Annotated in this window: 23 protein-coding genes; 18 read left to right on the plus strand and 5 right to left on the minus strand. The window is 59.1% G+C overall.

Annotated elements, in window-relative coordinates:
• The first annotated feature begins 59 nt into the window (after positions 1-59).
• Genes ACR0LI_RS13515 through ACR0LI_RS13545 form a run of 7 tightly spaced genes read left to right on the plus strand, consistent with a single transcriptional unit; the run spans position 60 to position 7,945 of the window.
• On the plus strand, positions 60-2,513 hold the full coding sequence (locus ACR0LI_RS13515; protein ID WP_480718680.1) for an FAD-dependent oxidoreductase: 2,454 nt from the start codon (positions 60-62) through the stop codon (positions 2,511-2,513).
• Positions 2,513-3,595 carry an alcohol dehydrogenase family protein gene (locus ACR0LI_RS13520; RefSeq protein ID WP_245223569.1) on the plus strand — a complete coding sequence of 361 codons (1,083 nt, stop codon included), beginning with the start codon at positions 2,513-2,515 and terminating at the stop codon, positions 3,593-3,595. The genes ACR0LI_RS13515 and ACR0LI_RS13520 overlap by 1 nt, the downstream gene beginning before the upstream one ends.
• Positions 3,592-4,170 (plus strand): dimethylsulfonioproprionate lyase family protein, encoded by a 579-nt coding sequence (locus tag ACR0LI_RS13525; RefSeq protein ID WP_480491814.1) that lies wholly within the window; start codon positions 3,592-3,594, stop codon positions 4,168-4,170. The genes ACR0LI_RS13520 and ACR0LI_RS13525 overlap by 4 nt, the downstream gene beginning before the upstream one ends.
• Entirely contained in the window at positions 4,167-4,469 is a 303-nt protein-coding gene (locus tag ACR0LI_RS13530; protein ID WP_480491816.1) for a hypothetical protein, read from the plus strand. Before ACR0LI_RS13525 ends, ACR0LI_RS13530 begins: the two co-directional genes overlap by 4 nt.
• Positions 4,466-5,572: a mandelate racemase/muconate lactonizing enzyme family protein gene (locus tag ACR0LI_RS13535; protein WP_480718681.1), complete on the plus strand. Its 1,107-nt coding sequence runs from the start codon at positions 4,466-4,468 to the stop codon at positions 5,570-5,572. The genes ACR0LI_RS13530 and ACR0LI_RS13535 overlap by 4 nt, the downstream gene beginning before the upstream one ends.
• On the plus strand, positions 5,569-6,672 hold the full coding sequence (locus ACR0LI_RS13540; protein ID WP_480491818.1) for a mandelate racemase/muconate lactonizing enzyme family protein: 1,104 nt from the start codon (positions 5,569-5,571) through the stop codon (positions 6,670-6,672). Before ACR0LI_RS13535 ends, ACR0LI_RS13540 begins: the two co-directional genes overlap by 4 nt.
• Position 6,673: 1 nt before the next feature.
• Positions 6,674-7,945 carry an aspartate aminotransferase family protein gene (locus ACR0LI_RS13545; protein WP_480491819.1) on the plus strand — a complete coding sequence of 424 codons (1,272 nt, stop codon included), beginning with the start codon at positions 6,674-6,676 and terminating at the stop codon, positions 7,943-7,945.
• 223 nt (positions 7,946-8,168) lie between these two features.
• Here ACR0LI_RS13545 and hemC read toward each other — a convergent pair whose 3' ends face one another.
• On the minus strand, positions 8,169-9,134 hold the full coding sequence (gene hemC, locus ACR0LI_RS13550) for a hydroxymethylbilane synthase (protein WP_480718682.1): 966 nt from the start codon (positions 9,132-9,134) through the stop codon (positions 8,169-8,171).
• Positions 9,135-9,240: 106 nt separating this feature from the next.
• Here hemC and hemE point away from each other — a divergent pair, with 106 nt between their 5' ends.
• On the plus strand, positions 9,241-10,275 hold the full coding sequence (gene hemE, locus ACR0LI_RS13555; protein WP_171635110.1) for a uroporphyrinogen decarboxylase: 1,035 nt from the start codon (positions 9,241-9,243) through the stop codon (positions 10,273-10,275).
• An 80-nt stretch (positions 10,276-10,355) separates the two neighbouring features.
• On the opposite strand, the gene ACR0LI_RS13560 is transcribed toward hemE, so the two are convergent.
• Positions 10,356-11,450, minus strand: a complete 1,095-nt coding sequence (locus ACR0LI_RS13560; protein ID WP_480718683.1) for a CaiB/BaiF CoA transferase family protein — start codon at positions 11,448-11,450, stop codon at positions 10,356-10,358.
• A 165-nt stretch (positions 11,451-11,615) separates the two neighbouring features.
• Here ACR0LI_RS13560 and ACR0LI_RS13565 point away from each other — a divergent pair, with 165 nt between their 5' ends.
• From ACR0LI_RS13565 to uvrC, 6 genes are all read left to right on the plus strand, one after another.
• On the plus strand, positions 11,616-12,545 hold the full coding sequence (locus ACR0LI_RS13565; protein WP_480485877.1) for an ABC transporter ATP-binding protein: 930 nt from the start codon (positions 11,616-11,618) through the stop codon (positions 12,543-12,545).
• Entirely contained in the window at positions 12,542-13,303 is a 762-nt protein-coding gene (locus ACR0LI_RS13570) for an ABC transporter permease (RefSeq protein ID WP_171635104.1), read from the plus strand. The genes ACR0LI_RS13565 and ACR0LI_RS13570 overlap by 4 nt, the downstream gene beginning before the upstream one ends.
• 114 nt (positions 13,304-13,417) lie before the next feature.
• The gene (locus ACR0LI_RS13575; RefSeq protein WP_171724319.1) at positions 13,418-14,215 is read left to right on the plus strand and encodes a S49 family peptidase; all 798 of its coding nucleotides are present in this window, start codon (positions 13,418-13,420) and stop codon (positions 14,213-14,215) included.
• A gap of 171 nt (positions 14,216-14,386) precedes the next feature.
• The gene (locus tag ACR0LI_RS13580; protein ID WP_480718744.1) at positions 14,387-15,349 is read left to right on the plus strand and encodes a calcium/sodium antiporter; all 963 of its coding nucleotides are present in this window, start codon (positions 14,387-14,389) and stop codon (positions 15,347-15,349) included.
• 21 nt (positions 15,350-15,370) lie between these two features.
• Complete coding sequence (locus ACR0LI_RS13585; RefSeq protein ID WP_171724318.1) at positions 15,371-16,150, plus strand: SDR family oxidoreductase; 780 nt, start codon at positions 15,371-15,373, stop codon at positions 16,148-16,150.
• Positions 16,151-16,440: 290 nt separating this feature from the next.
• Positions 16,441-18,303 (plus strand): excinuclease ABC subunit UvrC, encoded by a 1,863-nt coding sequence (uvrC, locus tag ACR0LI_RS13590; protein ID WP_480718684.1) that lies wholly within the window; start codon positions 16,441-16,443, stop codon positions 18,301-18,303.
• Here the strand turns inward: uvrC and ACR0LI_RS13595 are convergent.
• Positions 18,300-19,184: a DMT family transporter gene (locus ACR0LI_RS13595; RefSeq protein ID WP_171724317.1), complete on the minus strand. Its 885-nt coding sequence runs from the start codon at positions 19,182-19,184 to the stop codon at positions 18,300-18,302. The genes uvrC and ACR0LI_RS13595 overlap by 4 nt on opposite strands.
• A 173-nt stretch (positions 19,185-19,357) precedes the next feature.
• On the opposite strand from ACR0LI_RS13595, the gene pgsA reads away from it, so the two are divergent.
• From pgsA to ACR0LI_RS13610, 3 genes are read left to right on the plus strand one after another with little or no spacing between them, the layout of a single operon-like run.
• Positions 19,358-20,026: a CDP-diacylglycerol--glycerol-3-phosphate 3-phosphatidyltransferase gene (pgsA, locus tag ACR0LI_RS13600; protein ID WP_117872882.1), complete on the plus strand. Its 669-nt coding sequence runs from the start codon at positions 19,358-19,360 to the stop codon at positions 20,024-20,026.
• Positions 20,027-20,029: 3 nt separating this feature from the next.
• Positions 20,030-20,275, plus strand: a complete 246-nt coding sequence (moaD, locus tag ACR0LI_RS13605; RefSeq protein ID WP_210093373.1) for a molybdopterin converting factor subunit 1 — start codon at positions 20,030-20,032, stop codon at positions 20,273-20,275.
• Positions 20,276-20,278: 3 nt separating this feature from the next.
• Positions 20,279-20,722, plus strand: coding sequence for a molybdenum cofactor biosynthesis protein MoaE (locus ACR0LI_RS13610; RefSeq protein WP_480718685.1), 444 nt, complete (start codon positions 20,279-20,281; stop codon positions 20,720-20,722).
• A gap of 35 nt (positions 20,723-20,757) precedes the next feature.
• Here ACR0LI_RS13610 and ACR0LI_RS13615 read toward each other — a convergent pair whose 3' ends face one another.
• Complete coding sequence (locus ACR0LI_RS13615; protein ID WP_480718686.1) at positions 20,758-21,477, minus strand: helix-turn-helix transcriptional regulator; 720 nt, start codon at positions 21,475-21,477, stop codon at positions 20,758-20,760.
• A gap of 84 nt (positions 21,478-21,561) precedes the next feature.
• Here ACR0LI_RS13615 and ACR0LI_RS13620 point away from each other — a divergent pair, with 84 nt between their 5' ends.
• On the plus strand, positions 21,562-21,993 hold the full coding sequence (locus tag ACR0LI_RS13620) for a RidA family protein (RefSeq protein WP_480718687.1): 432 nt from the start codon (positions 21,562-21,564) through the stop codon (positions 21,991-21,993).
• 11 nt (positions 21,994-22,004) lie between these two features.
• Here ACR0LI_RS13620 and ACR0LI_RS13625 read toward each other — a convergent pair whose 3' ends face one another.
• Positions 22,005-22,325: a hypothetical protein gene (locus ACR0LI_RS13625; protein WP_117870533.1), complete on the minus strand. Its 321-nt coding sequence runs from the start codon at positions 22,323-22,325 to the stop codon at positions 22,005-22,007.
• Between the last annotated feature and the right edge of the window lies 1 nt (position 22,326).

A 22,326-nucleotide genomic window follows, 5' to 3' on the forward strand; every position in this document is an offset into this window, starting at 1 on the left:
TGGTACATTTGTGGAATTAGCCTGTCGAGCAGAAACGCGACTCGGGAAGAGGAAAAATCATGTCCGGGAACGAACTGCCGTCACACGCCCGTGTGGTCATTGTCGGAGGCGGCGTGATGGGGGTCGGTCTGGCCTATCATCTGGCGCATGAAGGCTGGGGCGCTGATACCGTCCTGCTGGAGAAGGCCGAGCTGACCAGCGGCAGCACTTGGCATGCAGCGGGGCAGATCACGCATTCGACGTCCAGCTTTGGACTGGGCAAATGCGTGGATTACAATATTGGCCTGTACTCTGGTCAGTTGGAGGCCGAAACCGGCCAGCCCGTCACATGGCATGGCTGCGGTTCGTTCCGTCTGGCCTATACCGAGGATGAGATGGACTGGCTGCGCCACACCCTGTCGGTTGGTCGGTCGCTGGGTTTCAATATCGAGCTTGTTGGTCCCGAAAAGGTGGCCGAACTGCACCCGTTCTACAACCTCGAAGGTGTTTTAGGCGCGTTGCACACACCGGATGACGGACATGTCGATCCAACCAACGTGACCATGGCGATGGCGACCGGTGCGCGTCAGAAAGGCCTACGTATCTTCCGCAACTGCCGCGCGACCAACATCACGCAGGCCGAGAATGGCGAGTGGGCGGTTGAGACCGAGCAGGGCACCATCACCTGCGAGCATGTGGTGAACGCAGGCGGCACTTATGCCCGTCAGATGGGCGAATGGTCGGGGCTGCAATTGCCGATGACCTCGATGACGCACCATTACTTCGTGACCGAGCCGGTGCCTGAATTCCAGAACCTGGACACCGAACTGCCGGTGATCCGTGATGACCGCAAGGTCTCGGGCTATATCCGGATGGAGCAGCAGCGCGGTCTGATCGGGATTTACGAAAAAGAGAACCCGAACTCGGTCTGGCATGATCACTGCCCGTGGGAATACGAAAACTGGTTGTTCGACGCGGATTACGACCGGGTGATGCCGTGGCTTGAGGAAAGCCTGAACCGGATGCCGATCTTTGCCGAACTCGGTGTTCAGCGCGACGTGCACGGGGCGATCTCGCACCCGCCGGATGGCAATCCGCTGATCGGACCAGCGCCGGGGGTTCGGAACTATTGGTGCTGTTGCGGGACCCAGATCGGCATCGGCTGGGGGCCGGGTCTGACCCGCGAACTGGCGCGGTGGATGGTGCATGGTGCCGCCGATATCTCGATGCGCGAATTCGATCCGCGCCGGTTCGGCAGCTATGCGACCAAGGATTGGCAGGTGATCAAGGCCGAAGAAGACTACTGCCTGCGCCATGAAATCCCCTTTCCACATTTCAACCGTCTGGCCGGGCGACCGATCAAGCCGTCGCCGCTGCATGAGCTGCTGAAATCCAAGGGCGCGGTGCATGAAGAAGTGTATGGTTTCGAACGCCCCCGCTGGTTTGCCCGCGATGGGGTGGAACAGCGCGACCATTATTCCTTCCGCCGCACACCTGCCGACGACATGGTCGCGGCCGAGGTCAAAGCCGTTCGTGAAAGCGTCGGCATCATGGACGTCACCGCTTTCACCAAGGTCGAGGTTTCGGGGCCGGGGGCTTATACCTTGCTTGACCGGCTGACCGCAAACCGGATGCCGCAGAAGGTCGGCTCGATCACGCTGACCCATATGCTGAACCGTCGCGGCCGTATCGAATTGGAGACCACGATTGTCCGCATGGCCGACGACCGCTTCTATCTGGTTTGTGCGGCCTTCTTCGAACAGCGCCTGCTGGATCATCTGGCGCAGCAGCGCGCGGATGAGGATGTGCAGGTAACTGCCCTGTCTGCCGACTGGTCGGCCCTGTCGCTGAACGGTCCTCGATCGCGGGATGTGCTGGCGCGCTGTACCGATGCCGATCTGACCAATGCCGGGTTCCGCTGGCTTTCCGCGCAGGAAATCACCATCGCCGGTCACAAGGTCTGGGCCTTCCGCATGTCCTATGCCGGGGAACTGGGCTGGGAACTGCACATGCCCAACGCTGCCTGCCTCGACGTCTACAACGCGCTTTGGGCGGCAGGTGAGGCGTATGGCATCACCGACTACGGCAGCTTTGCCATGAACGTGATGCGAATGGAGAAGGGCTTCAAAGGCGCGGGCGAGTTGACCAACGAGGTCACTCTGGCCGAGGCCGACGTGCTGCGTTTTGCGCGCACCGACAAGGATTATCTGGGCAAGGACAAGACGCTCAACACCGATCTGCCCTGGATCTGTGCCTATCTTTCAATTGAACCGGATGGAGAGATTGATGGGCATGGCGGAGAGGCGGTGCTGCTGGACGGGCGCGTCGTCGGGTCCACGGCGTCGGTCGCGTATGGCCACACCGTCGGTAAGATTCTGGCCTTTGCATACCTCAAGCCCGAAGCGGCCAAGGCCGGGACACAGCTGGAGGTCGTGATCCATGGCCAACCCCGTACCGCCCGTGTTCTGGACAAACCTGCCTACGACCTCGACAGTTTGCTGCCCCGCAGTGACGCCATACTGGAGACCGCTTGATGAGCCTGCCCGATACGATGAGAGCCATGGTCACAATGGGCCATGGTGGTCTGGAACAGATGGTGATGCAGGAAGACTGGCCGCGTCCAGAACCCGCGGCTGGTGAAGTTCTGATCAGGGTCGCAGCCTGCGGCCTGAACAATACCGACGTCAATACGCGGTCCGGCTGGTATTCCAAGACCGTAACGGATGCGACCACCGGTGGCGCATTCGAGGAAGTCGGTGAAGAAGACCCGACATGGGGCGGCAACCCGATCACCTTCCCGCGCATTCAGGGCGCAGATGTCTGCGGCCGTATCGTGGCCGTTGGCGAGGGCGTGGACAGCGCTCGTATAGGCGAGCGTGTCATCACGGATGGCTGGCTGCGAGATCCGGCTGATCCCGGCAACATGAACAAGACAGGGTACTTCGGTTCGGAACGCGATGGCGGGTTCGCCGAATATACCACGACTCTGGCGGTCAATGCGGTGCCGATCACTTCGGATCTGTCGGATGCCGAACTGGCCACATTCTCCTGTTCCTATTCTACCGCCGAAGGAATGCTGTCCCGTGCCAACGTGACGGAAAAAGACACCGTTCTTGTACCCGGTGCCTCTGGCGGGGTGGGTGGTGCTTTGGTTCAATTGGCCAAACGCCGTGGCGCGCGTGTGATTGCGATGGCATCCGAATCCAAACACGCCGACGTGGCCGATCTTGGCCCAGATGTGATATTGCCCCGCACACCTGAAGATCTGCGGTCGGCGCTGGGCGACGAGAAGATCACCGTGGTCGCCGATGTGGTAGGTGGCCCTTACTGGCCGAACCTGATCGACGTACTGGAGCGCGGCGGGCGCTACACCTGTTCGGGGGCCATTGCAGGTCCGATGGTCGAACTTGACCTGCGGACGTTCTATCTGCGCGATCTGACCTTCACCGGTTCGACCGTGATCGGACCCGAGGTCATGAAGAACCTCGTGACATATATTGAAGCCGGTGAAATCAAGCCGGCTCTGGCCGCAACCTATCCTTTGGAGGAGTTGCGGGACGCGCAAGCGGCGTTCATCGCCAAACAGCATACCGGCAACATCGTGGTGGTACCATGACGTTGGATGATGTTCTCGAGGCGGCCCGCCAATTGCATCAGGCGCATCCTGACCTTGCCGCGTTTGCATCATGGCCGGACGATCTGACACCGACGGGTTTGCAGCCTGCTCACATTCCGGCGACCGATCTGGTGGGCGATTTTGGCCTTGATGGCGTGGCGCCAACCCGTGATCTGGTCGCGGCGATCAAGGCCAGCGCGCATCTGGCGCAATGGAAACACACATACACCGAAGAGGAAGTCGGTGCGGATTTCCTGAATCGGTACGGGTATTACGAACTGTTCGGACCGACCGGGCATTTCCACTCGACCCAATTGCGCGGCTACGTTGGATATTGGGGCGCTGGTCTGGACTATGACTGGCACAGCCATCAGGCGGAAGAACTGTATCTGACCCTTGCGGGCGGAGCAGTTTTTCGCAGCTACGAGGATGAAACCTTCGTCGGCCCGCACCAGACACGACAGCACAAAAGCTGGCAAAGCCACGCCATGACAACGACGGACCAACCGATCCTGACCTTTGTCCTGTGGCGAGGCGAAGGGATGGGCGACCTGCCCAGAATGGACGCCGCATGAAAATCACCCGCATCCGAATTTACCAGACCGGGCTTCCCTATGTCGGCGGCACCTATGCCTGGGGTGCGGGAAACGCGATTGAAACGGCCATCGCATCGGTTGTCGCCCATTTTGCGGCGTCGACCCCGCCTGAATACCTGCAGAACACCACGGACATGATGAACTACAACACGCGATCTACGGGCGTCGGAGGTCCTGTCGATAAAGACGGAAAGCTTTATACAACCAATACGCCGGGATTGGGTGTAACCCCCGATTTTGAAAGCCTCGGCGCACCCGTGGCGGAGTATGCTCTATGAAGATTGAAACCATTACCGTTTTTCAGGTCGATTTGCCGCTCGAGCATCCCTATTGGCTTTCCGGGGGGCGCCTGAAGTTTGAAACGCTTGATGCGACGCTGGTCAGGCTCGAAACCGATACCGGTCTGGTTGGCTGGGGCGAGGGCACGCCCTGGGGGCACACCTATGTACCTGCGCACGGGCCGGGCATCCGGGCCGGGATCGAAACGATGGCCCCCTTCATCCTGGGCCTTGATCCGCGGCGCGTGCTGGACGTGGAACGGGCCATGGATCTAGCCTTGCCCGGACATCTCTATGCTAAAAGCCCCATAGACATGGCCTGCTGGGATATTACCGGTCAGGCGGCGGGCTTGCCGATTGCCGATCTGATGGGCGGCGGATCGCGTACACCGCGCCCGATTGCGTCCTCGGTCGGGGCAAAAACCGTCGAGGAAACACGCGAGGTTATGGAGCGGTATCGCAAGCGCGGCTATGTCGCGCATTCGGTGAAGATCGGCGGTGATGTCGAGCGGGACATTGCCCGTGTGCGGGATGTGGAAAGCATCCGGCAGCCCGGAGAGATTGTTCTGTATGATGTCAACCGTGGCTGGACGCGCCAGCAGGCCTTGCGGGTGATGAGCACCTGCGAGGACCTGAACGTGATGTTCGAGCAACCCTGCGAAACACTGGATGATATCGCGGCGATCTCAAGGCTTCATGCATCCCCAGTATCTGTGGACGAGTCCCTTGTGACCTTGCAGGATGCCGTCCGGATTGCCCACGATGGTCTGGCCCAGATATTCGGGATCAAGCTGAATCGCGTGGGTGGCCTGACAAAGGCCGCGCGGATGCGCGATATCGCGCTGGCCCATGGGATAGACATGTTCGTGATGGCTACCGGTGGAACGGTTCTGGCCGATACCGAAGCGCTGCATCTGGCCGCCACGATCCCGGATGACCATTGCCACGCGGTTTGGGCCTGTCAGGACATGATCACGGTTGATGTTGCAGGTGGTCGAGGGCCCCGTAACGTCGATGGCCATCTGCATCTGCCCGAAGCGCCGGGGCTGGGCGTGCATCCGGACGAAGCTGCATTGGGTGATCCAGTAGGAGAATATGCTTGAGAATTGACAAGATAACACTCTGGTCCGTCGATCTGACCAGCCATGAAACCTATCACATGGCTGGCGGCAAGACCTGCGCGACCGTGACGTCTCATATCCTGCGCCTTGAGACGGATACAGGTCTGACAGGTTGGGGCGAGGTCTGCCCGATCCCGCATTATCTGCCCGCCTATGCGGATGGCGTGCCGGGGGCCATCGCTGAAATGGGTCCCGAGATTCTCGGGGTTTCGCCAATTGGGGTCGATGCGCCGATGCGAAAGCTGGACGGGTTTCTGCAAGGCCACAGCTATGCGAAATCGATCGTCGACATCGCACTGTGGGATCTGTTCGGCCGCGCGGCGGAGGTGCCGGTTTACGCGTTGCTGGGCGGGCGGACACGGGCGGATATGGCGCTTTACCATTCGATCACATGTATCGCGCCGGACGAAATGGCGCGCATCGCCAAGGCAGCCTTCCAGACGGGCATTCGGCAATTCCAGGTCAAGCTGGGCGTCGAGGGCGATTGGCAGGCGGATGCCGAGCGGCTGATCAAAGTGCGCGAAGCCGTGGGAACCGGGCCGCTTGTGTATGGGGACTGGAACTGCGGCGCATCGCGCCTTCAGGCAACGCGAACCGGGCGCGCGGTGGCGCATCTGGATGTGATGCTGGAACAGCCCTGTAAAACACTGGAAGATTGCGCCGCTGTTCGTCAGTCGACGGGTCTGCCCATGAAGATCGACGAAAATGCTTTTGATCTTGCATCGCTGATGCGGGCGCATGAGTTGGGATGCATGGACGCGGTGGCGCTGAAACTGTCGAAATTCGGCGGTCTTTCGGCAATGCGTCGTGCACGCGATCTGACCGCGCAGCTGGGCGCCGAGATTTGTGCGGAATGCACCTGGGGATCGGATATCGTCACGGCGGCCTCGCTGCATTTTGCGGCTTCAACCCCGCATGGATCGCTGATGAACACTTGCGACTTGTCCTCTTACGTTGCCCCGCGCCTGTGCCCTGACGCACCAAACCGTGAAAACGGCCGGATTGCACCGCCCGAAGGCCCGGGTTTAGGTGTGACACCTGACCTCGAAATCCTTGGCGCCCCGATTTTGGAGATTGATTGAGATGCTGAAGATCCAGACACAGTCCGAGTGGATTGCACGCGCAAAAGACGTTCTGCCAGCTGGCGGTTTCGGCAACTTCGATCCGGGCATCATCATTGCCCGAGGCGAGGGCAGCCATGTCTGGGACGAGGACGGGAACGAATATATCGACTATCTGATCGGGTCCGGCCCGATGCTACTGGGCCATGGCCACCCCGAGGTGATGGAAGCGGTGCTGGAGCAACTGCCCAAAGGCATGACCTTCTTCGCCAACAACAGCAAGGGCATCGAACTGGCCGAGGCCATCATCGAAGCCGTCCCCTGTTGCGAGCAGGTGCGTTTTGTTGCCTCTGGGGGCGAAGCAGACATGTACGCCATGCGGCTGGCGCGCGCCTATACCGGGCGCGACAAGATCCTCAAGTTCGAAGGGGGGTATCACGGCATGAGCGCCGAGGCGCAGATGAGCCTGGCCCCCAGCCGCCGGGTCAATTTCCCGCAGGCCGTTCCCGACAGTGCCGGTATCCCCCAAAGCGTGGCCGAGCAGATGCTGATCGCGCCATTCAATGATCTTGACGCGGTGGCGGCGCTGCTGGACGAACATGATGATGTCGCTGCGATCATGGTCGAACCCTTGCAGCGGATCATCCCGCCCGAGCCGGGGTTTTTGCAGGGCTTGCGGACCTTGTGCGACAAATCTGGTGTGCTGCTGATATTTGATGAGATCGTCACCGGGTTCCGTCTGGCTTATGGCGGCGCACAAGAGCGATATGGCGTGACCCCGGATATCTGTACGCTTGGCAAGATCACCGGTGGTGGTTTCCCTCTGGCGGCATTGGGTGCCAGCACCGAGATCATGAAGCATTTCGACAAATCGAAAGTCGGAGAACAGGGCTGGCTGATGCAGTTGGGCACTTTGTCCGGCAATCCCGTCGCCTCAGCGGCGGGGCTGAAGACGATGGAGGTTTTGCGGCGCGACGGCACCTATGAACACCTGCGAGCGATTGGGAAGCAGCTGCAACAGATGCAATCGGACGCTTTGAATGAGGCCGGCATCGTCCATCGCATCTGCGGTGACGAGACTTTGTTCGACGTTTATTTCACCAAGGCCGAATGTCGGGACTATCGCAGCGCAAACCATGATGATCCGCAGCGCAATGCCACGTACAATGCAACCTTGCGGGCGCATGGAGTCTTCAAGGCTCCGGGCAAACTGTACCCGTCTCTGGCGGTTACCGAAGCGGATCTGGAACAGACCAGAGAGGCCGTACGTCACGCCGTTGAAGCGATTTCCTGAAGGCGGGTCTGGCATAACGTAAACGGGTCGCCGTTGAACTCAACAGCGACCCGCTACCTTTGGAAGCCGGGGGTCAGCCTCGCCCCCTCGAATACTGATTAAAACACCGGCAATCTAAAAACTTTTCGATACTTTCGAGACTGACCCGACTTCCTCTTCGGTATGTCACATTAATGCCTGATCGCGCCGCCTTCTACAGTGATCAAGTTCACACTAGGAAAACTTATTGTGAATTTTTCCAATCGAATAGATCAGGTCCCGCCTGTTCAAGCAGTTCAGCCGCCATCGCGCGGGCCATCTCGGGCCCATCCTCGACGGGGCCGGTCATATCCCTGCTGGCGGTTTCCGTTCCGTCTGGGTGCAGCACTTCGCCTCGCAGCCTGAGTTTGTCGCCGTCCAGTTCGGCAAGACCGGCGATCGGGGTTTCGCAGGACCCGTCCAGCGCGGCCAGCAATGTGCGTTCTGCCGCCAGGCGCCATCCCGTTTCGGTGTGATGAATCGCGTCCAGCATTTCGGCTGCGCGCATGTCGTCGCAGCGCCGTTCGATGCCGATGGTGCCCTGCGCGATCGCTGGCAGCATGTCGTCAGGGGAAATGGCGCTGGCCGGAACCTCTTCCATTCCCAAACGGCGAATGCCTGCCATTGCCAGAAACGTGCAATCGGCAACCCCGTCTTCAAGCTTTTTCAGCCGTGTCTGCACGTTTCCGCGAAACTCGACCACTTTCAGATCCGGCCTCCGATTCAGCAGCTGCGCCCGCCGCCGCAAAGACGAGGTGCCCACAACGGCGCCTTCGGGCAGATCGTGGATCGAGCCCAATCGCGGAGATATGAAGGCGTCGCGCACATCCTCGCGCGGCAGGAACGTATCCAGGACCAGCCCTTCGGGTTGTTCAACGGGCATGTCCTTTGTTGAATGCACGGCGATGTCGATCTCGGCGCGCAGCATCGCCTCTTCGATTTCCTTGGTGAACAGGCCCTTGTTGCCGATTTCCTTCAGCGGTCGATCCGCGTCGATCATGGCGCGATTGTCACCGGTCGTCTTGATCACTACGATTTCGAACGCATCCTGTGGCAGATCAAAGGCATCGCTCAGGCGTTGGCGCGTTTCATAGGCCTGAGCCAGAGCCAGCGGCGAGCCACGAGTGCCGATTCTGAGGGGCGATGCGGGGGTGGGCAGGGTCAAAGTCATGTGCACAGCTTTAGTCGCGTCACATTGCCCTGACAATGGGGGCTGAGCTTGACAAATTGCCGCCGAAGGACGACCCGTTGCCAAAACCTGAATGCTGGGGACAAACATGGCCGAGACAAAGAAGCTGCTGCGGGCGCTGGCGGGCGAAGTACAGGATGTGCCGCCGATCTGGATGATGCGTCAGGCGGGTCGGTATTTGCCGGAATACCGGGCCACACGTGCTCAGGCCGGGGATTTCCTGTCACTGTGCTACAATCCTGAATTGGCAGCAGAAGTTACCTTGCAGCCAATTCGGCGATATGGGTTCGATGCGGCGATCCTGTTTGCCGACATCCTTCTTGTGCCACAGGCGCTGGGGGCTGACCTTTGGTTCGTGACAGGTGAAGGGCCGCGTTTGTCCACCATCACGCAGCAGGCCGAGTTTGATGCGTTGAAGCCTGTTGATGCGATTCACGAGACACTGTCACCGGTTTACGAGACGGTGCGCATTCTTTCGCGGGAATTGCCGTCGGAAACCACCTTGATCGGATTTGCAGGTGCGCCGTGGACTGTGGCCACCTACATGATTGCAGGGCGCGGCACGCCGGATCAGGGTCCCGCGCATGCGTTGCGCGAAGGTGATACCGCTTTGTTCGAGGCGCTGTTGGACCGCATCACCGCGGCAACGATTGAATATCTGTCCGCTCAGATCGACGCCGGAGCCGAGGTGGTCAAGATATTTGACAGTTGGGCGGGGTCTTTGACGGGCGAAGCTTTCCGCAAATACGCGGTGGAGCCGTGCCGGGTGATTACGCAGGCCATCAAGGAACGTCATCCTGGCATCCCCGTGATTGGATTTCCGCGGGAAGCAGGCGACGGGTATGTCAGGTTTGCAAGGTCGACCGGCGTGGATTGCGTGGCGCTGGACAATTCCGTGTCGCCCGAATGGGCGGCTAAGAACGTGCAGATTGATGGCTGTGTGCAAGGCAATCTGGCATCGTCGCACATGGTTACTGGCGGTCAGGCGCTGGTGGATGAGACTCGGCGCATCGTGCGCGCCTTTTCCAAGGGGCCGCATATTTTCAACCTCGGCCATGGGATCACTCCGGATGCCGACCCGGACAATGTTCAGCTGATGATCGACACGGTGCGCGGCGGGTAGAACGCATGGGAGGGGGCCAGCCCCCTCTTGGCCGCTGGCCAATTCACCCCCGGGATATTTCTGGCCAGATGAAGAGTGTGTCAGGTGCTTTCTGGGGCTTGGAGTTCATTCAGGATCTCGGTTGTGTGCTGGCCGCGGGCAGGGCTGGGCTTTGGTTGCCACTGGTGTGTGGAGAACCGTGGGGCGGCGGCGGCCTGTAGGGTGCCGTCTGTCTGGCGCCAGGATTGACGGGCTGCATTCATCGGATGGGCTGTGGCCTCGTCGGGGCTGAGTACCGGGGCGACGCAGGCATCTGATCCGTCGAACAGTTTGGCCCAGTGGTCGCGCGGCCTGGATGAGAAGATCTCGGCCAGGCGCCAGGTCAGGTCGGGCCAGAGCTTGCGGGTGTACTGTTGTTGGAACGCCGGGTCCCGGGACAGGCCCAGGATTTCAAGAAATCGGGCGTAGAATTTTGGTTCGAGGCATTGGACCGAAACAAATCCGCCGTCCGCGCAGGTGTAGGTTCGGCTCCAATGCGGGCCGTCCAACAGGCTTTGGCCGCGGGTTTCAGACAGGTTTCCGGTTTGGCGCATGGTCATCAGAAGGTTCATCATATGGGCCGAGCCGTCGTAGATGGCGGCGTCGACCACGGTGCCTTTCCCGGTTCTTTGCGCGTTGATCAAACCTGCCAGGATGCCCGCGACAAGGTACATGGCGCCTCCGCCGATATCGCCGACCAAGGTTGCAGGGGTTTGAGGCGGCTGATCCGGGAGAGAGGCGTACCAGAGCGCACCGGACAAGGCGATGTAATTCAGGTCATGTCCTGCCGTGTCGGCCAGCGGACCATCCTGCCCCCAGCCGGTCATGCGGCCATATATCAGTTTTGGGTTGCGGGTCAGGCAAAGATCCGGGCCAAGACCCAGCTTCTCCATCACGCCGGGGCGAAAGCCTTCGATCAGCGCATCTGCCGTGTCAATCAGGCGACGGGCGGTCGCCAGATCTTCGGGATCCTTCAGATCAAGCGCAATCGATCGTTTGCCGCGGTCCAGAAGCGAGCGGTCGGGCATGCCCGGTGTTACTGCCTGGCCTTTGCGGTGGATCGTGATGACGTCGGCGCCCAGATCAGCTAGCTGCATGGCGGCAAACGGGCCGGGGCCCAGCCCTTCGATTTCGACTATGCGTATTCCATTCAGCATCGGCGCCCTCCGTTGTGGCAGAGTTTGCGGGTGGGTTGACGGATTGCAAGTTGGAATTGAGCATGGTTCTGACAACCATTACAGAATGCGCGGCACGTTGTGCGAAATTGACCTGTTACAGGCTGGTTCGGCGCGATAGGGTCTCGGTCGGAACGGGGAACGGATATGACGACCATTTTGTCCATCAAAGAACTTCGCAAGTCTTACGCGGATGGGTTCGAGGCGCTGAAAGGTGTGTCTCTGGATATTGAAGAGGGTGAGATACTTGCGCTTCTGGGGCCAAATGGGGCCGGAAAGACGACCCTGATTTCGACGATTTGTGGAATAACGACTCCGACCTCGGGGGTGGTCACGGTTGGCGGACATGACACCCAGTCCGATTATCGCGCAGCGCGCAGGATGATAGGGCTTGTACCGCAAGAGATCGCGTTGGAACCGTTTGAAAAGGTCTGGAACACGGTTCGACTGTCACGCGGGCTGTTCGGACTTGGCAAGGACAACGCGCGGATCGAAGAGATTCTGCGCAAGCTGTCCCTGTGGGACAAGCGCAACAACGCGATCAAGGAATTGTCCGGCGGCATGAAGCGGAGGGTGCTGATCGCCAAGGCCCTGGCCCATGAACCCCGTGTGCTTTTTCTGGACGAGCCGACTGCCGGAGTGGATGTCGAGTTGCGCAAGGACATGTGGGAGCTTGTGGCGGAACTGAAACGGGACGGTGTCACCATCATTCTGACCACCCATTACATTGAAGAAGCAGAAGCGATTGCGGATCGTGTCGGCGTCATCGACAAGGGTGAGCTTTTGCTGGTGCAGGACAAAGACACACTCATGTCGCAGATGGGAAAAAAGCAGATCGAAGTCATGCTGACCGAGCCCATAGATCGGATTCCCGATAATCTGGTCAGCCACAATCTGGCCCTCAACGGCGCGGGTGATTGTCTGATCTATACCTACGATACCCATGCGGATCGTACCGGCATAACGACCTTGCTGAATGACGTGTCCGAGGCCGGGTTGGTGTTGCGCGACGTGCAGACCAGACAATCAAGCCTGGAAGAGATTTTTGTCAATCTGGTATCGGGAGAGGCCGCATGAACTGGACCGCGATCGCTGCCATCTACCGGTTCGAGATGGCCCGTTTCTTTCGCACTCTGGCACAGAGCTTTCTGTCGCCGGTTCTGTCCACGTCGCTTTACTTCGTGGTGTTTGGCACCGCCATCGGCAGCCGTATCCAAGAGGTCGAGGGCGTTTCATACGGTGCGTTCATCGTGCCGGGGCTGATCATGTTGTCGGTGGTGATGCTGTCGATTTCGAACGCGTCGTTCGGAATTTACTTCCCCAAGTTTCTGGGCACCATCTACGAGCTGTTATCCGCTCCGGTCAATTTCATCGAGATCGTGATCGGATATGTCGGTGCCGCCGCAACCAAGGCGTTGTTCGTGGGGTTGGTGATATTGTTCACCGCGACGTTTTTCGTCGATATTCGGATCGAGCATCCATTCGCCATGGCCGCGTTTCTGATCCTGTCCTGTCTCAGCTTTTCGTTGCTCGGATTCATCATCGGCATCTGGGCCAGTAACTTCGAGCAGATGTCGCTGGTGCCGCAGTTGGTGGTGACGCCACTGATCTTTCTGGGGGGCACGTTTTATTCAATCTCGATGCTGCCGCCATTGTGGCAGACCATCACGCTGTTCAATCCCGTGGTCTATCTGATTTCGGGTTTCCGCTGGTCCTTTTACGGGCTGGCAGATGTGCCGATTGTTTTCAGTCTTCTTGCCATTGTCGCTTTTACAGGGCTGTGCCTGGCCGTCATAGGCTGGATATTCAAAACCGGCTGGCGCATTCGCAGTTGACCCTCGCCAAGGCGTTGCATTTTTGCCCATCGGGTGTGTGAATTTGGTTCACGTCGCGTTTTACGCCGGCAGAGTCCCTTGTTTACGGGTTGGGGGCACTCTACATCGGCACCCATGAAGCTCAGCCTGCCGTTTGTAAAAAAGCACCCTTGCGTGGCCGTTGTCCGTTTGTCCGGTTCCATTGGAATGGCCGGTCGCGGGTCCTTGAACGATACCACCCTGGCCCCGGTTCTCGACAAGGCGTTTCGAAAGGGGAAACCTGCGGCTGTCGCGCTCGAGATCAACTCTCCGGGCGGGTCGCCGGTACAAAGCTCTTTGATTGGCGCCCGAATTCGGCGTTTGTCGCAAGAGCTGGACGTGCCCGTGATCGGGTTTGTCGAAGATGTTGCGGCATCCGGAGGGTATTGGCTGGCGGCCGCTGCGGATGAGATCTGGGCCGACGACAGTTCGGTTCTTGGCTCAATCGGAGTCATTTCGGCAGGTTTTGGCGCGCATGTCTTCCTGGCGCGGCAGGGGTTCGAGCGGCGCGTTCATACAGCGGGCAAATCGAAATCGATGCTGGATCCCTTTTCGCCGGAAAAGAAAGAGGATGTGGCACGCTTGCAAGGGCTGCTGGGCGACATCCACGAAAACTTCATCGCGCATGTCAAAGCCCGCCGGGGTGACAAGCTGGATCACAGTGCCGACCTGTTCACGGGTGAAGTCTGGCTGGCGCGTCGGGCGCATGAACTGGGTTTGATCGACGGTATCGCCCATCTGAAACCCAAGATGCAGGAACGGTTTGGCGACAAGGTCAAGTTCCGCCGTTATGGCGTGCGCAAACCGATCTGGTCTCGGTTCGGGGCCAGCCTGGCACAGGATGCCATTGCCGGATTAGAGGAGCGTGCGGCCTACGCGCGTTTTGGTTTGTGACGTGATCATCAAGGCTGTCACACTTTTTCTGATCTGCATGGGTGTCCTGGCGATGTTCGGTAAACTGCGCTTTCCGGGGCAGAAGAAACTGAGTTCGGCCAAGTGTCCGCGCTGCGGACGGTTTCGCATAGGCAAAGGCCCTTGTGCCTGCGAAAAAGGAGGTCGGACTTGATCACCACTTGGCTGCTGTCTGGTCTTGGGCTGTTGATCCTACTGCTTGCAGGCGATGCGCTTGTGCGCGGTGCTGTGAACCTGAGCTTGCGTCTGGGTGTTCCGGCGTTGATTGTCAGCCTGACGATAGTGGCCTTCGGAACGTCTGCACCCGAGTTGCTGATCGCCATCAGCGCATTGAAAGAGAACGCTCCCGGTATTGCGCTGGGCAACGTTGTCGGATCGAACACGGCCAACATCCTGTTGGTTCTTGGACTGCCCGCATTGCTGGCTACGATTCACACCAGTGAATGTGACAGCCGCAGGAATTACGTCTTCATGCTGCTGGCGACGGTTCTGTTCATCGGGCTGGCTTTTAGCGGAACATTCACATTCTTCAGCGGTCTGATCCTGCTGGCGGCGTTGAGTCTTGTCCTGATGACTGCCTTTCGTGAGGCGAAAGCACATCGCAAGGCCTGTGGTGAGGCTTGCGCGGATGATGACGAGCTTGAAGGCTTGGAGGAAGCCGACCCTGACATGCCCTACTGGAAGGTATCGATTTACCTGATCCTGGGGTTGGTGGGGCTTCCGATGGGTGCGCACTTGCTTGTCGACAACGCGACCGTCATCGCAAGAACCTATGGGGTCAGTGAAACGGTCATCGGCCTGACCCTGGTCGCGGTTGGAACCTCTTTGCCCGAACTGGCGACGACGCTTATGGCCGCATTGCGCAGACAGGCCGATGTCGCGCTGGGCAACGTGATCGGTTCGAACATGTTCAACCTTCTGGCCATCATCGGGATCGCAACCTGGTTCGGGCGCATTCCGGTCGATCCGGAATTCCTTCGGTTCGATCTGTGGGTCATGCTGGGCGCATCGCTGCTGCTGGTTCCGTTTGTATTCCTAAAACGCGACATCTCGCGCGTCTGGGGGATGGTGTTGACTTTCCTTTATGTGCTTTACGTCATCGTATTGCTGGTGTGATCTGACCAAACGAGGTGAAGAATGACCCGAGCCCTAGTCACCGGTGCCGGTATTCGTCTGGGCCGGGCCATGGCACTGTATCTGGCAGATCGAGGTTTCGATGTGGCCGTGCATTACGCCTCATCCGAAGGTCCGGCGCAGGAGACGGCGGCAGAGGTACAGGCCCTGGGCCGAAAATCCGTGACCCTGAAGGCCGATCTGCTGGATGAAGCTCAGGTTCAGGCGCTGCTGCCCAAAGCGGCCGAGGCGCTGGGCGGGCCGATCACGTGTCTGGTGAACAACGCTTCGATCTTCGAATATGACAACATCCGCACGGCAACCCGGCAAAGCTGGGATCGACATCTCGACAGCAACCTGCGCGCGCCCTTTGTGCTGACGCAGGCCATGGCCGGTCAGGGGCTGAGCGCCGGAACAGATGAAAATGGCGAACCGCTTGCAACCGGCCTCATCGTCAACATGGTGGACATGCGTGTGCGTAAACTGACGCCCGAGTTCATGTCATACACCATCGCAAAAATGGGTTTGTGGACGCTGACCCGAACGGCGGCGCAGGCGTTGTCTCCGACGATCCGTGTCAATGCGATCGGGCCGGGCCCAACGATGCAGGGCCACCGCCAAAGCGAAGAACATTTCCAGGCACAGCGTTCAAATACCGTTTTGGAGCGGGGATCCAACCCGTCTGACATAACCGCTGCGCTTGGGTACTTTCTGGATGCACACGCGGTCACCGGACAGCTTTTATGTGTGGACGGCGGTCAGCATCTGGGTTGGAAAACTCCGGATGTTCTGGGTGTAGAATAAGTAATTCTGCTGCAAGTTTTGCACCGCTCTCAATCGTGTTACATGTGCGTTACAAAAATGTCTTTTTTTTCATACACTTGCTAAGTATGCAAAAAAATAATGTTTAAAAACAAACAGTTGATAAGTTGCCTATTTTTTGTGCAAGTAAAGGAAAAGGCAAGGAAACAAGGGGATTTCTGATCTTCCGGAATTTTATCTTCACACTTATCCACAGAAACCGTGGATTTGTTTTCTCTTGATCTGACAAGCGTGAGATTGCAGCCATTGCCAGAGAATCATATCTCAGGATCATGACCACCGACAGCGAATCATCCCCCACCGGCTATGCCTGCATTCAGCGCTATGTAAAAACGCTGGACAGTTCTCCGGGCGTTTACCGCATGCTCGATACAGACAGCCGGGTTCTGTATGTCGGCAAAGCCCGAAATCTCAGGGCACGGGTGTCGAATTACACACGACCGGGTCATTCGGGGCGGATCGAAAAGATGATCGCCGCGACGGCCTCGATGATGTTCCTGACCACGCGAACCGAGACCGAGGCCCTGCTGCTTGAGCAGAACCTGATCAAGCAGCTCAAGCCGAAATACAATGTATTGTTGCGGGATGACAAAAGCTTTCCGAACATACTGGTCGCCAAGGATCATGATTTTCCGCAGATCAAGAAACACCGAGGGGCGAAGAAGGAAAAAGGTGCTTATTTCGGCCCTTTCGCCAGTGCCGGTGCGGTGAACCGGACGTTGAACCAGTTGCAAAAAGCGTTCCTGCTGCGCAACTGCTCGGATTCGATGTTCGACAGCCGAACGCGGCCATGCCTTCTGTATCAGATCAAACGGTGTTCCGGGCCGTGTGTCGGCCTGATCTCAGAGCAGGATTACCGTGAAAGCGTGAAGGACGCCGAACGCTTCCTGTCGGGCCGCTCGACCAAGGTGCAAGAGGAACTGGCCGAGCAGATGATGGCCGCATCCGAGGCGATGGAGTTCGAACGCGCCGCAGGTCTGCGTGACCGCATCCGGGCTCTGACGCAGGTGCAGACCTCTCAGGGCATCAACCCGCGCGGTGTGGCCGAGGCGGACGTGATCGGCCTGTATATGGACAGCGGTCAGGCCTGCGTGCAGGTGTTTTTCATCCGTGCGAACCAGAACTGGGGCAACAAGGATTTCTATCCCCGCGTCGGCCCGGATGTTTCACCTGCCGAGGTGATGGAGGCCTTTCTGGGCCAGTTCTATGACAACAAGGAGCCGCCGCGTCAGCTGATCCTGTCGGACGGAATCGAAAATGTGGATCTGATGCAGGACGCGCTGACTGAGAAAGCCGGGCGCAAGGTCGAAATCCTTGTGCCGCAGCGTGGCGAAAAACAGGAACTTGTTGCCGGTGCCTTGCGCAACGCGCGCGAGGCTTTGGCCCGCCGCATGTCGGAAAGTGCCACGCAGGCCAAGTTGCTGCGCGGGCTGGCCGAGGCGTTCGATCTGGATGGTCCGCCTGGACGGATCGAGGTCTATGACAACTCTCATATTCAGGGCACCAATGCTGTCGGCGGCATGATCGTGGCCGGCCCCGAGGGGTTCATGAAGAACGCTTACCGCAAGTTCAACATTCGCGGTGATGACCTGACACCGGGTGACGACTTCGGCATGATGAAAGAGGTGCTGAACCGCCGCTTCACCAGACTGCAAAAGGAAGACCCGGACCGCGACAAAGGGCTGTGGCCCGATCTGTTGCTGATCGATGGCGGTGCCGGGCAGGTAAGCGCGGTGCATCAGATCATGGTCGAACATGGGGTCGAAGACATTCCCATGGTCGGCGTCGCCAAAGGGGTCGACCGCGACCACGGCAAGGAAGAGTTTCACCGGATCGGCCAGCGCCCCTTTGCGCTGAAACGCAACGACCCTGTGTTGTATTTCATTCAACGCCTCAGGGACGAAGCGCACCGGTTCGCCATCGGCACCCATCGTGCGAAACGCGCCAAGGCCGTGGGTGCAACGCCGTTGGATGAAATCTCAGGGGTAGGGGCTGCGCGCAAGCGTGCTCTGTTGGCCCATTTCGGCAGCGCCAAAGCCGTCAGCCGGGCCAATCTGGCCGATCTGAAAGCGGTCGAAGGAATCTCGGCCGGGTTGGCGCAAAAGGTTTACGATTTCTTCCACGACAAGGGCTAGGCCTGCCGACCCCGCCACAGGATATAAAGACCCGACGCGACGATCAGCGCGCTGCCGATCCACATGTTGGGATCCAGCCTCTCTCCAAACATGGCTACGCCAAGCCCGATGCCGAACAACAGCCGGGTGTATCTGAACGGGGTCACGGCGGACACTTCGCCGGTGCGCATCGCCTTCATCAGCGATGCATAGGCCATTACGCCCATCAGCACCGCACCGATCAGATGCAGGCTGGTGTGAAGGCCAACCGGTGCAATCGGCGCGCCCTCCCAGAACCGATAGGCCACGCCGGCCACGATGATGCTGAGGAAGCCGTAGAACCCCAGGACTTCGGTTCCAAGCGTGGCAGGTGCTGCGCGGCTGGCCAGATCACGTCCGGCAAATCCCAGCATTCCCAGCACCGCCAGTATCGACAGCAGCGAAAAGCTGTCTCCGGTGGGTTGCAGGATGACGACAACGCCGATCATGCCGACAAAGATAGCGCTCCAACGCCGCCAACCGACTGTCTCGCCGAAGAACAACGCGGCGCCTGCTACAACGACCAGAGGCGTGGCTTGCAGAATCACCGTGGCCGAGGACAACGGCGTTAGTGCGATGGCCAGAACATAGAACAACCGACCAAAGACCTCGAACAGCACCCGAATTTTCATCGGGCGGGACAGAACGTCAGGTTGCAGCAGCCGCTGCCCGCGGGCCCGGGCCACCGCAGCGAAAATCACCGACCCGCCCGCGCCGAAAAAAACCAGGACCTGCCAGATCGGCAGCGCGGCTGAGGCTGCCTTCAGCAACGCATCCTCCAGCGCAAAACCGGCCATCGCGGCAACCATCCAGAGGCTGCCAATCATGTTTGACCGTGTGTCGGTTTGAATATGCGCTGTCATCTGGTACTTTCCGGCTGGGCTTGCGCGGCAATCTGACCGCAAAGCCGGGAAAGGCCAAGAGGTACTGTTCTGAGACGTCGGGCCTGCGGCGCTTTGACCAAGCGTTTGTGAGTGATGCAGTTTTTTGTCTGATTGGCTTTTCTGTCCCGGACCGGCGATATAGGGTCCAAGCCATGAAGTGGAATTTACCTAATCTCCTGACCGTCCTGCGCCTGCTGGCCGCGCCCGGGCTGGCAGTTATGTTTCTGTATTTCACCCGTCCCTATGCGGACTGGTTTGCACTGATCCTGTTCCTGTCAGCGGCGATTACCGATTGGTTCGATGGGTATCTGGCCCGCGCATGGAAGCAGGAGACCAAGATCGGAGCGATGCTGGATCCGATCGCCGACAAGGCTATGGTGGTGATCGCGCTTATGATCCTTGTGGGCTATTCGACCGAGCACTGGACGCCGTGGCTTGTCCTTCCTGCAACCGTGATCCTGTTTCGCGAAGTCTTTGTCTCGGGCCTGCGGGAATATCTGGGCGATGTGGCCGGGACGCTCAAAGTCACCAAACTGGCCAAATGGAAGACCACGGCCCAGATGGTCGCCATCGCGGTTCTGTTTTCGCAGGGTATCTTCGAGCACTATGCCGTGATGGCAAGTTTTGGCATGGATGCCGAGCTGGTCGAGCAGATCATTGCGGGTCAGGTCGAAGACGTGAACCACCTGCGCCTGAATGTCGATGGCATGTATTGGGCGGGTCAGGTCGGGCTGTGGCTGTTGTGGATTGCGGCTACGCTTACATTGATCACCGGCTATGACTATCTACGTAAGGCCATGCCTCATCTGAAGGAGAGCTAACCGATGGATGTTCTGTATTTCGCCTGGGTGCGCGAACGCATCGGCTTGCCAAAGGAAAAGGTCGAAACGCAAGCGGCCACGGTCAGCGAATTGGTGGCAGAACTGAGCGCTCGGGAAGAGCGCTATGCCGCGGCATTTGCCGATCTGTCCGCGCTGCGCGTTGCGTTGGATCAGGAGCTGTCGGATTTCGATGCGTCGCTGTCAGGTGTTCGGGAAGTTGCGTTTTTCCCGCCGATGACGGGCGGTTGACCGATGCGGATCGCGGTTCAGGAGGAGGCATTTGATCTGGGGGCCGAGGCCAATGCCTTTGCCGCCGGGTATGATTCCAACGGCGCCATCGTCACCTTCACCGGCGTTGTGCGTGATCTGGCGAGCGGTGATCTGGATGTGATGGAGATCGAGCACTATCCCGGTATGACCGAACGCGCCCTGACCAAGATCGCCGAAGAGGCGCAGGCGCGTTGGGCATTGGGCGATGTGCTGGTGATTCACCGCCATGGACGTCTGGCCCCGGGCGACAAAATCATGATGGTGGCCACCGCTGCACGGCATCGCAAGGATGCGTTCGAGGCGGCGGAGTACCTGATGGATTACCTGAAATCCCGTGCTCCCTTCTGGAAGAAAGAAATCACCCGGTCGGGTGCGGAATGGGTTGCCGCCAAGGATGAGGATGAAGACGCGCTGACCCGGTGGTGAGGATGCGTCGAGCGGGCGGATCGGCTGACGCGGCCTTATTTCGGCAGATCATTGAACGGGCAAACATCGTCTTCGAACGGAACTCTCTTGCGGCGGAACATGGCACCCTCAACGCATTCCGGGTCGCTGATCCTGTCCATGCGGAAATGCCGAAAATCATCCCGCTGCGGATCCCAGGCAACCAGGTACCAGAGCGGTGGCAGGATCAGCATAGCTTGCGGTTCAACTTCGCGAAAACTCTGGACACCTTTGGCGTCGCGATAACCAAAGCGCAGGTAAAGCCGGTTCAGAAACGCCTGTTCGAAGGCGGGCAGAAGGGCCGCATCCATGGGTCCGAGGTCTGACAGGTTCTGCTGAGGCGACAATTGTCCAACGTAGAGGCAATCGAGAAAGCGACGCAGATCGCGCACCCGGTCCGCTGGCAGGGATTTTTCGATCTTGGCCAGACCTGCATCCGCCAGATCCGAGAACGGCAATGCACGTGCCGCCCGCATTGACGCCACGCCGAGCAGCAGGGCAAAAACCTCGGTTGCCGACAACCGGGCGGTTGTTTGGACGGATTGCGGATCAAGTTGCAGCCCGCCACCCCGGCCACATTCGGAATAGATTACAAATCCCTGATCACGCAGTGCAGCGATGTCGCGCAGGATGGTGCGGCGCGAGACGCCGACCTCTGCGGCCAGCGCATCTACGGTGGAACTGCTGTTGCGTCGTAGGATACGGGCGATGGCGTCTTGTCTGGTCGCGGCTTTCATTAGCCCAACCTAGCATATTCAGTGACAAAATTTGGCACTAATACCGTCTAGACCTGTCCTTGCACCTCAGCAAGGATTTCGAACATGACACTTGAAAAACAAAATCTCGAAACGACCCTGCGTCCTCAGATCGTCAATCCCGGACACCTCCACGACCCATCCCCGAACGGCTATAGCACCGCCGTTGTAACCCCGAGCGCCGGTCGGTTGGCCTTTGTCTCGGGTCAGGGTGGGCAGGATCAAACCGGAGCGTTGTCGCCGGATTTCGGCGCGCAGGTCGAACAGGCCTATACCAATCTCAAGGCGGTGATCCACGCGCTTGGGGCGCAGTGCGATCAGGTTGTGAAGTTGACGGTTTACGTGGTGGACCACGACTTGTCGAAACTCGGCCTGCTGACTGACGCCGTCAAACGCGTGTTTGGAGATACTCTGCCAGCGCAAACCCTGGTTCCGGTGCCAAAGCTGGCAATCGAACCGATGCTGTTCGAAGTTGAGGCTGTCGTTTACCTGAACTGATACTGTAGCGTCTAGTCGGCGTTGTTGATCCGACCGCGCATTTCCTCGGCCTCTTGCCGCGCGGCGCGCAGACCGTCCATGGCTGCGGCCAGTTCTGCCTCTGTCTGGGTCAGCTGGTTGGTCAGCTCGGCTTCACGTTGCTGAAGATAGGTTATGGCCTGATCGCGGGTTTCTTCCGCTTCGTGCAGTTCCTGGCTCATGCGATCCAGATCGGCAACGTCGCTTTGGCGGACGCGGGACAGGCGGTGTGCCAGCCAGTTGGCAAACCAGCCCATGCAGAAGGCCGCAAACAGGATGACGGCTGTGGCAATGATGAATTCGGTTCTGTTCAAC

It is taken from the genome of Ruegeria sp. CL7 (assembly GCF_056536445.1).